The organism is Ectorhizobium quercum, from assembly GCF_026552795.1.
GTDB classification, from domain to species: Bacteria; Pseudomonadota; Alphaproteobacteria; order Rhizobiales; family Rhizobiaceae; genus Ectorhizobium; species Ectorhizobium quercum.
Genome location: NZ_JANFPI010000004.1, coordinates 574,655 through 588,132 on the forward strand (window position 1 = coordinate 574,655; position 13,478 = coordinate 588,132).

Sequence of the window (13,478 nt, forward strand, 5' to 3'; positions counted from 1 at the left end):
GCGCGGCCGGCACCGGATGGTGCCGGCCGCGCCGGCTTTCAGTCCGTCCAGCTCATGCGGTTCAGGAACAGGCTTTCATTGGCGGTCGGCTGCCATTCCAGCCCCTTGGCCGCGCCATAGATGATGGCCGCCTCGTAGAGCGGGACGAGCGGCACCTCCTGCGCGACGAAGGTGCTGACCGCCTTGTAGTCCTCCAGGCGCTTGTTCTCGTCGAGCGTGTTGCGGGCATCGTCCAGCAGCTTGTCGATTTGCGGACTGGAGGCCGACGCCCATGCGCTGGAGGAGTGGAGCAGCGGGAACAGAACGCCGTCGACGTCCTGGCAGGCGCAGGACCAGCGGCCGAAGGCGATGGCCGGCTGGCTTGCCGGCGCGCTCTGGGCGCGCTGGAGATAGGTCGCCATGTCGGTCATCTCGATGTTGACGGTCAGCCCCGTCTCGCCGATCATCTGCGCCACGGCCTGCACGATGCGCTGGTCGAAGACAGGCGCCGTCGCGAAGGCCACGGCCTTGCCCTCGGCACCGGCTTCCTTCACCAGCCGTTTGGCTTCGTCGGGATCGTAAGCATAGTTCTCGATGCCTTCGACATAGCCGAAATGCGAAGGGGTGGCCATTTGCGAAGCCGGCTTGTCGACGCCGCCCAGCAGGCCGTCGACGATGCCTTCCTTGTCGATGGCGCGGGCCACCGCTTCGCGCACGCGCTTGTCGTCGAACGGCGGCAGGTGGGGATTGAGCTTGACGTAGCCGACCCGCTCGGTGATGACCGACAGCGGTTTGGCCGTCGCGGACCCTTCGATCTGCGCGGCGAGGTCGGCATCGAGGCCGACGGCCAGATCGGTCGTGCCCGCCTGGAGGTTGGCGACGCGGGTCGCCGCATCCGGAACGGCGCGGAATTCGGCCGTCGCGAACGGGCCCTTGTCGCCCCAGTAGTCCTCGTTCCGCTCGAGCTTCACGGAGACGCCGCGCTGCCAGCCAGCGAACTTGTACGGCCCGGAGCCGACCGGGGCGGCGTTGAAGGCGTCGTCTCCCTTCTCCTCGACCACATGCCGGGGCACGATCGACAGCTTGACGAGCTGGGCGAGGAGAACCGGATAGGCCCCATCGGTCTTCAGCGTCACTTCATGCTCGCCGGTGACGGTGGCGGAGGCGATCTTGTTGAACTGGCCGAGCTGCGGGCTCGCGAAGGCCGGGTCGATGATGCGGTTGACGCTGAAGGCGACGTCTTCGGCCGTCAGCGGCCTGCCGTCATGGAACCGGACGTCGTCGCGCAGCTGGAAGACGATTTCCGTATCGGACTTGTAGTCCCATGACGTTGCGATCTGCGGCACGATGGTGCCGCTGTCGTCGCGGGTCAGCAGGTTGTCGAAGATGTTGCGGTAGACGTAGTAGCTGTCCGGGTTCCATTGCTTGTGCGGATCGAGCGAGGACGGCTCGTTCACGAGATCGACCGCCAGCAGGTCCTTGGCGAGCGCCGGGGCGAGGGTAAGCGGAGAACAGGCCAGAAGAAGGCCGGCGAGGAGTGAAGGGATCGAACGGCTGGCTAACGTCATCGTCATAAGGTCCTTATTCTGCCATCGGGTTTTCGGGGCCGCGCGACGCGGCGGGGTTTGTCCTTGCCGGCGCTGCGGCGGGCGGGCTCCGTGCCGACCGTCGCTCCGGATTCGAGGAAACGGTCGAGAAGATAGGTTTCGAACGCGGTATTGGCCGCGCCGAGCAGTTCCAGCGCCTCCGTCCCGCGTCCGTCGACGATCGCGTTCACGAGTTGCGAGCGATTTGCCGGGGCGAGCTTCACGCGGCCCGTCTTCTCGAAGAAATTCACCAGCCGCACCGAGCGGTCCCAGAGATCGGCGAGCCACCGCGCCACGATCGGCATGCCGAGCCGGGCGGCGAGAAGCTCCAGCATGTCGCGCTCGCACCGGCGGATGGTGGGGGTGATGTCGCCGCCAAGCCCGTGCCGCTGGGCGAGCGCCATATGCATGTCCGACAGAGCCTTCAGGCGCTGGACCGACGCCTCGTCCAGAACGGCGGCGCACAGCAGCGGCTCGAGATGCCGGCGCGCGGCGCTCACCTCGCGGATTTCGCTGGCGGAAACCGGCGTGACCGACCAGCCGCTGCGGGCGGACGAGGAAACCAGCCCGCTTGCCTTCAGCCGTGCGAGCGCCGCCCGCACCGCGCCGCGGCCCAGCGCGAATTCTCTCGCCAGTTCGGCTTCCGACAGGCGTTCGCCCGGTGCCAGAACGCAGTTCACGATCGCGCTCCTCAGCGATTTCTCGGCCAGGTCCCCCTTGCCCTCCAGAGACACGGGGGATGTGTAAGCGTCATTATCCAGCATCTATAACTGACCTCTCAGTTTTTCATTTTGAAATCTTATTGCGATTTCGGAAAGCACGTATTTTCTTTTTCGGATGTCTCAATCGAAGAAATCATCTCACAAGCGCATCTTGGAGAAAATACAGCGATGCGTCTTCGAACAGACGCTTTTTCGGTTTCTTCCATGTGATTGCTGGGATTTGAAATTCCGCATCCGGCTTCGCCGCCCGGAGATCCGTATTCTTCGCCGGAGTTGCGTGAAATCTGCAATCGTCTTTTTGGGATTTCAGATTGATGGTTTGAAATCTTTTTCTCATCGTTCGAAGGCGTTGCTTTCGGGTGGAATGAAGGGCGGCGGCGGCGGTCAGCGGGCCGCCACGACCGCGACGCCGGCCCCGACCATGACGCCGCCCGCCGCCCGGTTCACGCGGCGCACAACGACCGGCGTGTGGAGCAGCGTGCGCGCACGGCCGGCCAGCAGAGATGCCCGCCGATCACCACCGCTTCGACGGCGAGGATGACGGTTGCGAGCGACGTGACATGGCCGGGCGTGAGCGCGGCCCCGACCACGTTCGGCAGCAGTGCGATATAGAAAAGCGGCATTTTCGGATTGCCGAGGTTGAGCGCGATGCCGGTTGCGAAGATCGCCAGCAGGCCGCGCCGTTCGGAAACGGGTTGCAGCGCGGGCACGACCGGCTCGACCGTCCAGAGCCTGATGCCCATCCAGATGAGGTAGGCGGCGCCCGCATATCGCAGGATCGTCATGACGACACCCATCTCGGCGGCGACGATCGAAAGGCCGAAAGCGGCCAGCGTCAGGAAGATCAGGATGCCGGCGACCGTGCCCGCCCCGTAGGCGATGCCGGAAGCCGCGCCGTGCGACATGGTGCGGGCAACGATCGTCATATTGTCCGGCCCGGGACTGGCGGCGAACACGAAAAAGGCCGCTGCGAAGGCGAGCAAGGTGGAAAAATCCATAGGGACCCCCGAACGAGATGAGCGCTCTCGGACGTCCAGAATGCATTCTTTCCGCTGATGGAAAAGAGCGTCGTGCCGAAAATCGGCGAGACCGGCAATGAGCCTGCCCGCCCACGACATTGCCTTTCAAGGCGGATTTGAAAGCACAATATTTCCAATGGGTTGATCGATGCCGCCTTGCAAGCCTTCGGTCGTCGATATGCGGGGGCACATATCCGCATGAAACGGCCAGCTACCGACGAGCGTACCGGCCGCGGCTTTTCTTGTGAAACGGGAGGGCCGGCTTTTGGACCATGCCGGCGTAAACGCACCCTTCGGGCTTCGACGCAGGCTGCGCTCCTTTGCGCCTCATCCGCGAGCTTGCGGAATATCGTCCACGAACACGCGCTGTCGCCGCTGGCATCGTCGGCCTTCGGGGCGGGCGCGGTAGAAACCGCAACCGCCCTGTTCATGCCGTCTTGCGCCTGTTTTCGGCTTTGCGTCAGATCGCCGTATTCATGACCATGCACCGGCCCAAACCGGAATCCGGTGCAAACGGCAGCAAGGCCCTTTGCCCGGCGTTCCGAAATCCGCGCGCTTAGAACGCGCGGATGTTGTTGCGGGTGGCGAGGGAGTCGCCGGAGACGTTGCCTGCCGTTGCCGGGACGGAGCCTACGAGGTCGAGGAACTTGTAAAGCTCGGTTGCCTGCGAGTTCGTGACATAGATGATGTCGCGATCCTGCATCGGGAACTTCTGGGCGGCGAAGAAGGTCGACGGATCGCGCAGGTTGGCCCTGAAGATGACCGGCACGCTGGTTTCCGAGCCGAACTTCGGAGAATCCGCGCCGAGCTGTTTCAGAAGCGAACGGTCGACGATGCGATAGAGATAGACCTGTGCCGGATCGGCACGGGAATCGAGGAGGCCACCGGCCTTGCCAAGCGCATCGGCGAGGCTGAGGCTGGTTTCCTCGAAATCGATACGGCCGTTCAGGCCGGACGCGCCGAAGGCGGTAAAGGTACGGCGTTCCCGGTCCACCAGGACGGTGTCGCCCGGATAGACATAGATATTTTCCGAAGGCGTTTTCGTCAGATAGGTATAGTGAACGCGGGCGGTGTGGCCGCGGCGCTGCAACGTCACATAGGTTTCGACCGCCGGCGCGCTGAGGCCGCCGGCCTCGGAAATGACGTCGAGGATGCGGTCTCCCGCTTCCGTCAGCTGGATCTTGGCGGGGCTGTTGACATCGCCGAGAACCGCGACCTGGGCGGAGCGGCTCGAAATCTTCGTAATCACGGCCTGCGGCTCGATCGCCCGGTTGGCAAGGCGTTGCTCGATATCGTCCTGCACCTGCTCGATCGACCGTCCGGCCGCGCGGATCTTTCCGGCATACGGAACGGAAATGGTGCCGTCGCGGTCGATCGTCTGGTTCGGCAGGGTAATGTAGTTGCCGGGACGGCTGCCGGCATCGCTCGGAATGAAGAGGCCGCCGGCCTGCGACTCGAAGATCGAGATCTGAATCACATCGCCGACGCCGAGCGGCAGCGAAGGAACGCCGCCCCTGCCGCCGCCGAAACCGCCCGAAAGGCTCGAGGCCGGGGCGGTGGACGCCACATAGCCGAGGACCGTGCTGTTCACGTCGATGAGAGCGTAATTGATATTGGGTTTTGCCTTGTTGCCGTCCTTGGTCGGGACAACTTTAACGGCTGCTTGCGATTCAATATTGCGGCCCTGGGGGCCGGACGCGGCGGTGAAAGTGCAACCGCTCATCAATAACGAGGACAAGATAACGAAAGACTTTGTAAACTGCATATCCTGGCCAACCATCAACTAACAAAATTCCGCTCTGAGTACCACGGAAGCAATTGCCCGCTCCATCTGAAACTCGCGGAACGAAGCCTCCTGCTTCTCCAGTTTTCAGTCATTGTGGCATTGCGGTCACGGGATATCCCGGGGCCACGCGCACGGCGGACAAAGTAAGGCGGCTTTTTGCAATAACGCAAGACATTAAAAATCTTGGCCCCCAGAAAAGTACGACCTGTGGCGGTTGAGGATATGAATCGCTCTTCTTCATGTCTGTGGAACTACATCCCATCTTTCTATGTTGTTGCTGACGACGGGCGGAATGGACATGGAGATACATGAATGTTGCTTTGATGTCCGGATTCTACTTGGAGTGACGATTTTATTAAAATTATAGTTAATATTATAACGAAATTTACGCTCTTCTTAAGGTTCCGGAAACGGGTGGAGGCGAGGGAACGGGGTGGAGGAGCGGCGACCAGCCCGGTATGGTTGCAATCCGCGGCACGGTTTCGTGCGGCCCGAGGCAGGGCGCGAGCAGCATTTCCGGTCCGGGGCCGGTCGTCTCGATGATCGGGATATCACGTTTTCTGGCGGTTCGGGTGAGGTCTGGCATTACGGTGCGGCGGCCTCGCAGTCGACTTCGGCGATGCGCTTGATCCGCACGCCCTTGCGGGAACAGGCGATGGCGAGATCGGACGCATAGGCGTTCGACGCCAGGGCGCGCGCCGTTTCCGGAAGCTGGTTCCAGAGCATGAAGCGCCCGAGAACGGCATTGGCCTCGCCCGGCAGGAGTGCCTGGGATCGCGCCAGCAGGGTTGCCAGTTCCGCCGGCAACATCACTTCGAGCGAACGGACCATCGCCAGGCGAAGCCAGACATTGCCATTGTTCGGAAGGCAGGCAAGCGCGTGGCGCAGATAGATTTCGGCGGAGGCGAGGGTGGAGCGGCGCAATTCCGCATCCGGCTCGCCGATCCGGCGATCGACGCCTTCCAGCACGACATTCATGCCGGCCATGACGATGTCGGAACGGCAGATGTCCTCATCCACAATCGCTTGCAGGCGCGTTTCCCAGATCGCCGGGGCGCTTTCCGGAATCCGTCCGGTGCGGTCGGCCCGCTGCGCCAGGGCAATCAGGTCGTAATAATTCCGGCTCTGGGCGATGCTCGCCCATGCCGCGTGGCCCGCACAAACAGTTGCCGCGATGATCAGGACCATCGCGGCAAACGTTTCGAACCGGATTTTGAACTTACTTGCCATCCTGATAATATTGCGAATAGCGCGAATAATAATATTCGCTCGACCCGTAAGTCTTGTAGAGGTTCAATTTCTTCTGGTCGACCTTGTTCAGGATGACGCCGAGGGACTTGGCCTTGATCAGCGGTTCGCTGTCCAGCGTCTGCCGCACCGCGCGCCGGGCCGTCTTGCCCCATTCGGCAACGAACACGAAGCCGTCGATGAAGCTTGCCATTGCCCGCGCGTCGATCACCGGACCGAGCGGCGGAAGGTCGATGATGATGTAGTCGAAATTGCCGCTCAGTTCGCCGAGCAGCTTCCGCATGGCGACGGACATCAGCACTTCGGACGAGTGCGGGATGCGCTGCTTCACGATGGTCGGCAGGAATGCCAGGCCGGTCCTGTCGTTATAGAGCAGGAGGTTCTGGTAGTCGCGGGATTCGAGCAGAACCTCGAGCAATCCCGCCTCGGCATGGCGTCCGATCGCCCGCGTCGCGCCCGGATTGCGGATATCGGCATCGATGAGAACGGTGCGCGCGCCCTGGCTTGCCAGCAATTCCGCGAGGTTGATCGAGATGGTCGACTTGCCTTCGCCCGGCAAGGCGGAAACGACGCCGATGATCCGCGAATTCTTGCCCTGAATCCCGAAATCGATGGCAAGGCGGGTGCTGCGCAGCGTTTCGGCAAAGGACGATAGCGGATGATCGACGACATAATTGCTGCCGGAGTTGAGCTTGACGATGCTCCGCTTGCCCGGAGCCGTGTCGGCAGCCTTGCCGAGATTGGGCGTATTCTCGATGATGGGCGCATTGCCCAGGAATTCCAGCCCCAGCACGCCGCGCACCTGATCGCCGGTGCGGAAGAACCGGTCGCGGAACTCGCGGAACGCCCCCAGTCCGCCGCCGGCGGCCGCGCCGAGCACGGCGAAGATCGCCAGGATCAGCGGCTTTTTGGGCTTGCTCGGCCTTTCCGGCGGGGTTGCGTTGGAAAGAATGCGGGCGTCCGTCACGGGGAAGGACTGCTGCTGGACCGCTTCCTGATAACGTTGCAGGAACGTCTGGTAGAGGTTGCGGTAGGTGTCGGCTTCGCGCTGAAGTTCGCGAAGCTGAACCTGCGTCGCGCCGGCGGTCGTCGAGACGTTCGATGCCTGGCCGACGCTCTCGCGCAGCGACCGTTCCCGGGCTTCCGCCACTTCCAGGTCGCTCTTGTAGCTCTGCGCGATCCGGGAAACTTCCTCGAACATCAGGCGGCGGTATTCCTGCATTTCGCCGCGCAGCTTGACGGCTTGCGCGTGATCGCTGCCGAAGCGGGCGGAAATTTCGGCTTCCGACTTGGAGGCTTCAAGGAATTTCTTGCGCAACTCGTTCGCAACGGTGTTGTCGAGAATGTCCGTCACGATCGCTTCGGAATCGTCCGATTGCAGGATCTGCTCGATCCGCACGAGGCGGGCACGGGCGCGGGCCGTGTCCGACTGCGCGACGATCAGCGCGCTGTTCAATTCGGACAATTGCTGGTCCGAGATGAGGTTGCCGCTCGTGCCGGTCTGGATCAGGCCGTTGTCGGCGCGGAACTTCTGCACGGCGAAATCGGTTTCGAGCGCCCTCTGGCGAAGCTCGGCAATCCGGTCCACCAGCCAGTCGCTGGCGCGGCGTGTCGCCTCGTATTTGGAGTTCAGCTTGTCGACCAGATATTCAGAGGCGATGGCATTGGCCACATCGGCCGAGAATTGCGGGGAGGTCGACTCATAGCTCACTGCGAGCACATAGGTGCGCCCGACGCGCGAGACGCTCAGGTTCTTCAGAAGCTGGGCCGCCGCCTGCTGCCGCCGATCGTCCACGGCCAGGCTGTCCTCGGCGTCGTCGCCGGAGGAAAACCACGCGCCGACATTCACCAGCGAACGGACGGTGCCGATCACCGTCGAGACGAGGGAGGAATCGTTTGCGTTGAATACCGGATTTTCCAGCAGATTGAGCTTGTCGACCACGGCAAGCGCAATGGTCTGCGAGGTCAGGATTTCGAGCTGGCTCAGAACGTTGCCTTCGTCTTCCCCCGTCGGGCCGACGGGGGTGAGCTGCTGCACGACCTCGGTATTGGCGCGGTCGATCAGGAGGCTGGCGGTTGCCTGATACCGCGGCACGGACGTGAGCAGGAAGCCGAGTCCGACCAGGATGGCGGCTACCACGCAGACTGCGACGACACGCCATTGCCGATAGACGACAGCAAGCAGGGCTTCGAGATCGACAAACTCGGACTTGGCGAAGCCGTCATCGTAAACAGGACGCGATTCGCCGACTTCCCGGTTGTTCAATAGCTGCAACTGCGACCCCATTTATCTGTTAAGGCTAGGTTCCTGCCGCCGGCATTTCCATAGGCGAAAATGCCAGATATTTTGCGGCGATATTTGCACAGCCACTATCGTTCGTCAAACCAAACATCTCGCAGCCGCCCAACGTCATTCGCACTGCAAAATGGCTTTTTTTCGCCTTTTTCCAGATCGGTTTAATTGACGGTTTCGCTGACGTCCGCGGCGCTCGAGACGAAGACCGTGCGGGTCAGCGTCGAGGACGTCGAGCGGCCGGTCGGAGCCGATACGCCGGCGCTTTGCGAGACCAGAGTACCGCTGTCGCTGCCATTGCCGGAATTGCCGTCATTGCCGGTGTTGGAAATCTCGCCGCCCTGCGGGCCGGCATCGCCACCCGCTCCGGCCGCGCCGGCGGCTGTCGCAAGGGTGTTGTCCAGAAAGGCGAGGGACAGCGGCAGCGGTGCCGTCGCCGATGTCGCCTGGGTCTGGATCAGCGCGGCCAGCGCGGTGTTTTCGGCGGCCGTGGCGGTGTTGGCGGCAAGAGCGAGACCTTCGCCGATCATTTCCGACAGGACCGCGACATTGGCCCGCCGCGCCAGCGCGACGAGGGCGGCGACCTTGCTGTCGTCCGCCAGGACGAGCGCCGATACCTGCTCGGAGAAGGCGACCGGATCGGAGGCCGAGGACAGGCCGGAGCCGAGGGCTATCCCTACGCCGGGCGCGGAAGACGTTTCGGCAAAGGCGAGGATCTGCGACAGGGCGCCGGGGTCGAGGTTGATCTGCTCCGCGATCGTGCGGGGCAGGTCGACGGGCGATTCATCGAAGGTCTTCTGGAGAAGCGCCAGAACCGGCTGTGGATTCCCGGCCGTTTCGGCCTCGGCGGCGGCGGGAGCCGCCGGTGTCGGCGCCTGGGCGCCCGCAGGAACGGCAATGCCGATCATCATCAACGCAACAAGAACGGAAGTTTTAGACAGCATATGCCACACGATCTCTCTGGATATCGACGCGGCTACATTGCACACCTGTAACGGGTATGCAAGAATTCACGGGTTCTTTCTTAAGGTTTGGTCAATCATAATTAACAGGGGTGTCTCAGGGCGGCCACACCGCGATTTCTTCAGTATTTCAGCATGCGCGCCTTGCCCCGGTCGAGCTTCAGAACGGAAAGGCGATCGGTGCTGACGGCGGCGGTGTCGATGCCGATCCGGCCCGGGCCGACCTGGGGTTCCGGCACGGGCGTATGGCCATGCACGACCACCAGCGGCAGCCCCGGCCCTTCGGTCAGAAACGGCTCCCTGATCCACATCATGTCGCGGTCGCTCTGCTGGTCGAGAGGGATTCCCGGGCGCAGGCCGGCATGCACGAAGACGAAATCGTTGATCCGGACGCAGACCGGCATGCGCTCCAGCAGGTCGATATGCGTTTGCGGCACGGCTTCCTTCAGGGCGTCCTTCAGCGCGCCGGTGCCCCGTTTCAGGACATGATCCAGGTCGATGCCGTAGGACAAAAGGGTGTCGCGGCCGCCCATGTCGAGCCAGCGCGTATTGCCGTCGGGATCCTCGATGAAGTTCAGGAAGGCGACGTCGTGGTTTCCGCAGATCGCGATTCGCCGTGCATTCGCCGGCGGCGGCTGGACGAGATAGTCCAGCACCGCGGCGGAGTTGGGCCCGCGATCGACATAGTCGCCGAGCAGGATGATCAGCCCGTTGCTGGCGCCCGTGGCCTCGAGATTGGCGAAGATGCGCCGCTCGGCGTCGCGCAGCAGGTCCACCCGCCCGTGGATGTCGCCGATGGCGAAGATGGGGCCGGGGATGACACCGAAATCCAGTTCGATCCTGCGTCGCCGCCGTGTCGTCTCTTCCTTCTCCTGCCCGAGGCCGAAAACACGCCTGACCGCCTGAAATATTACCATCGACACACCTGAATCTGCCTTACGCCGGATGCCCGGGACCATTCGGTGTTGTATCACCGTCCGGTTATCATTTCCCTGCCGTTTCGCGCCTGCAATAAATTGCCTTGCCGGGCGATCACGATGCTCATATAAGCTTAGTATATCGATTGCCATTGAAGTGGCGGCGCTGCGAGATTGGTGTTTTCGGCGGCCGTTCTATAATTAATCAGGGGTATATAATAGTAAAACCGGATCGGGTGCGAGTTGCGCAAATTGTGTACTTCGAGTTGTGCATTTGCGTAGATTTCCATCGATAAGGTGGTTTTTTGACTTGAAACGGTCAGCCGGGGTATGGCTTTTTGCCACCTTTGAGGTGGAAATGTAATGGCCTTGTCCCCCCTAACCCAAGGTCAGCCTGAAACTTTAGAGGTACATGATGGCTTCGAAGAATCGATATGAGGTTCTCGCGGTTGCGTCAAAAGGCGGTCACTGGGAGCAACTGCTTCTCGTGTCCGAGATATGCCCGCCCGAAAAGACACTCTTCGTCACGACCGATCCGGAATTGCTGCGCGCCGCAGGCAAGGAGAACGGAATCGTCGTCGGGGATTGCAACCGGAATGAGCCGCTGGAAACGGCGAAGACGTTCCTGCAATGCGCGAAGATCGTTTTTCTCCACCGTCCCAAGGTCATCATCTCGACGGGCGCGGCGCCCGGCCTGCTTTGCCTGGCGCTCGGGAAATTCATCGGCGCGAAGCGCATCTGGATCGATAGCTTCGCGAATGTGGAGCAGCTTTCCCTGTCGGGCCAGATGGCGAAATACGTCGCCGATATCTGGTTGACGCAATGGGAGCATCTGTCCCGGCCGGAAGGTCCGCGTTACATCGGAGAATTGCTTTGATCGTCGTCACCGTAGGCACGCAGCTTCCTTTCGACCGGCTGATCAAGGCGGTCGACGATCTTGCCGTGAAGATTCCGCACAAGGTCTTCGCGCAGACGGGCAAGGGAACCTACCAGCCCCGCAACATCGAGTACAGTGCGACTGTCGTCGCAGGCGAGTTCGACCGGATGCTCAGCGAGTGCCGCGTCATCGTCGCGCATGCGGGCATCGGCACGGTGATCAAGGCGCTCAAATACAAGAAGCCGATCATTCTCGTGCCGCGCCGCGCGGCGCTCAACGAACACCGCAACGATCACCAGATGGCGACCGTCAGCAAGCTCCGCCATCGCGCCGGCATCTATGTGGCGGAAGACGAGGACGAGCTTTTCGGGCTTCTGACGACCGACCTCGAGGCCGCATCGCCGGAAACCTTCACGACACCCGGCAGGCACAAGCTCCAGGCCTTCATCCTCGACGAGATCCACAAGTCCGTCGTCTGACGGGATGGAGCGTCGAGAATGACACGGCCTGACGGAGCGGGTCCGGCCCGGCTTTCCCGGCCGGCCGGCGGCTATGGCGGCCGCGGCATCACGGGTCCTGACGCAAACCGACGAGGTTCTTTCCGCGCATGGCCAATGTCAGGAACCTGATCCGCTACGGGCTTTCCCTCGCGGCGCCCGCATCGGTCGCCGCCGCCCATTTCCTCGTCCAGCTCATGGTGCTGTCGCTGGCCCCGCCGGCGCAGTTCGGGCAATTCGTGTTCTTGATGGCCGCCATCCAGTTCGGCTACGGGCTGTCGAACGCGCTCCTGTCGACGCCGCTGACGATCCTGCGCGCCCATGCGCCGGACGATACCGGCTCGGCGGTCCTGCTCGCCGCACTCAACCTCCTGTTTGCGGTGGCGATCGGCGTGGTCGTCCTGCTGCTCGGGTTCCTGACCGGCGGCACGGACGGCTGGCTGCTGCCCTTCTCGGTGTTCGCGGTGCTGGCGATGGTCCGCTGGTTCGGCCGCGCCTTCAATTATGCCGAGATGAGGCCGGAAAGGGCCGCCGCCTCGGACATTCTCTACGCGGTCGCGCTGGTCGCCATGACCGGGTGGCTGTATTTCAGCGGCGCCTTCGACATGGCGATGCTCGCCGCCGCCTTCGTCGTCGCCAGCCTTGCCGGGCTTCTGGTTCTCGGACCGGCCTTCCTGCAACAGCACCGGTTCGGATCGGGCCTGCGGTTTTCAGACTACGGGCCGATCTGGAAGGATCAGTCGCGCTGGACGCTGCTCGGCGTCGTGACGACCGAGTTTACCTCGAACGTGCATATCTATCTGGTGACGCTGCTGGCCGGCGCGGCCCGTTTTGCTCCGATGGGCGCGGCCTCCCTGTTCCTGAGGCCGGTTTCCCTGTCGATCACGTCGCTGTCGCAACTGGAGCGGCCGGCAATCAGCCGGCAGATCGCCGCCGGCGATATCCGTGCGGCGCTCGCCTCGCGGCGGCGTTTCCATATCCTGCTGCTGCTCGCCTGGGCGGCGACCGCCGTGCTGGCGGCGGGCGTGTGGCTCTATGCGCCGGGCCTGATCGTCAAGCCGGACTACTCCGTGTCGGAGATCGGCACGGCGGTCATCCTCTATTTCCTGATCGCGCTGGTGCTGATCTGGCAGGAGCCCAACAGCGTGACGCTCCAGGCCGCGCGTGCTTTCCGGCCGCTGGCCTTCGCCAGCGTCGTTTCCAGCCTCTTCTCCATAGCCGGCGTGCTGGCCGCCCTGGCGGTCGCCCCGCCGGTCTATTCGCTGCTGGCCATTCTGGCCGGGCAGGTGGTCATGGCGCTCATCATCGCCGTCCACGCGCGCCGCTGGCGTGTGAACGCCCTGGCATGACGACTGGCCGGTTCAATCGGATCCGAATATGTCTCTTGTGTAGACCTTTTCCTCGACGTCCATGAGGTCGTCTGAGAGGCGGTTTGCGATGATGACGTCTGCGCGGGCCTTGAAGTTTTCGAGGTCGCGGACGATCTCGGAGCGGAAGAAGTCCTCGTCGGGATATTCGGGTTCGTAGATGATGACCTCGACGCCCTTGGCCTTGATGCGCTTCATGATGCCCTGCACGGAGGATTCGCGGAA

General features: G+C 62.7%; 11 protein-coding genes and 1 pseudogene. 3 read left to right on the forward strand and 9 right to left on the reverse strand.

Going from position 1 to position 13,478, the window contains the following annotated elements; genetic code table 11:
* Positions 1–38 precede the first annotated feature (38 nt).
* The 8 genes and pseudogenes from NOF55_RS15015 to NOF55_RS15050 all read right to left on the reverse strand — a co-directional run bounded on the left by NOF55_RS15015 (position 39) and on the right by NOF55_RS15050 (position 10,512).
* Complete coding sequence (locus NOF55_RS15015; protein ID WP_306412200.1) at positions 39–1,553, reverse strand: ABC transporter substrate-binding protein; 1,515 nt, start codon at positions 1,551–1,553, stop codon at positions 39–41.
* Positions 1,550–2,329 (reverse strand): GntR family transcriptional regulator, encoded by a 780-nt coding sequence (locus NOF55_RS15020; protein ID WP_306412201.1) that lies wholly within the window; start codon positions 2,327–2,329, stop codon positions 1,550–1,552. Before NOF55_RS15020 ends, NOF55_RS15015 begins: the two co-directional genes overlap by 4 nt.
* Positions 2,330–2,671: 342 nt before the next feature.
* Positions 2,672–3,285, reverse strand: a pseudogene (locus NOF55_RS15025) (LysE family translocator).
* A gap of 577 nt (positions 3,286–3,862) precedes the next feature.
* Positions 3,863–4,897: a polysaccharide biosynthesis/export family protein gene (locus tag NOF55_RS15030; RefSeq protein WP_503128511.1), complete on the reverse strand. Its 1,035-nt coding sequence runs from the start codon at positions 4,895–4,897 to the stop codon at positions 3,863–3,865.
* 780 nt (positions 4,898–5,677) lie between these two features.
* The gene (locus NOF55_RS15035) at positions 5,678–6,322 is read right to left on the reverse strand and encodes a hypothetical protein (protein ID WP_306412203.1); all 645 of its coding nucleotides are present in this window, start codon (positions 6,320–6,322) and stop codon (positions 5,678–5,680) included.
* Positions 6,312–8,606, reverse strand: a complete 2,295-nt coding sequence (locus tag NOF55_RS15040; protein ID WP_306412227.1) for a polysaccharide biosynthesis tyrosine autokinase — start codon at positions 8,604–8,606, stop codon at positions 6,312–6,314. Before NOF55_RS15040 ends, NOF55_RS15035 begins: the two co-directional genes overlap by 11 nt.
* A gap of 191 nt (positions 8,607–8,797) precedes the next feature.
* Positions 8,798–9,577 carry a hypothetical protein gene (locus NOF55_RS15045; protein WP_306412204.1) on the reverse strand — a complete coding sequence of 260 codons (780 nt, stop codon included), beginning with the start codon at positions 9,575–9,577 and terminating at the stop codon, positions 8,798–8,800.
* 140 nt (positions 9,578–9,717) lie between these two features.
* On the reverse strand, positions 9,718–10,512 hold the full coding sequence (locus NOF55_RS15050) for a metallophosphoesterase family protein (RefSeq protein WP_306412205.1): 795 nt from the start codon (positions 10,510–10,512) through the stop codon (positions 9,718–9,720).
* 487 nt (positions 10,513–10,999) lie between these two features.
* Here NOF55_RS15050 and NOF55_RS15055 point away from each other — a divergent pair, with 487 nt between their 5' ends.
* From NOF55_RS15055 to NOF55_RS15065, 3 genes are all read left to right on the forward strand, one after another.
* Positions 11,000–11,389, forward strand: coding sequence for a glycosyltransferase family protein (locus NOF55_RS15055; RefSeq protein ID WP_306412206.1), 390 nt, complete (start codon positions 11,000–11,002; stop codon positions 11,387–11,389).
* Positions 11,386–11,868, forward strand: a complete 483-nt coding sequence (locus tag NOF55_RS15060) for a glycosyltransferase (protein ID WP_306412207.1) — start codon at positions 11,386–11,388, stop codon at positions 11,866–11,868. Before NOF55_RS15055 ends, NOF55_RS15060 begins: the two co-directional genes overlap by 4 nt.
* 128 nt (positions 11,869–11,996) lie before the next feature.
* Complete coding sequence (locus NOF55_RS15065; protein WP_306412208.1) at positions 11,997–13,235, forward strand: hypothetical protein; 1,239 nt, start codon at positions 11,997–11,999, stop codon at positions 13,233–13,235.
* Positions 13,236–13,247: 12 nt separating this feature from the next.
* Here the strand turns inward: NOF55_RS15065 and NOF55_RS15070 are convergent.
* Positions 13,248–13,478 (reverse strand): UDP binding domain-containing protein (locus NOF55_RS15070; protein ID WP_503128512.1); only part of this gene is annotated, 231 nt, incomplete at its 5' end.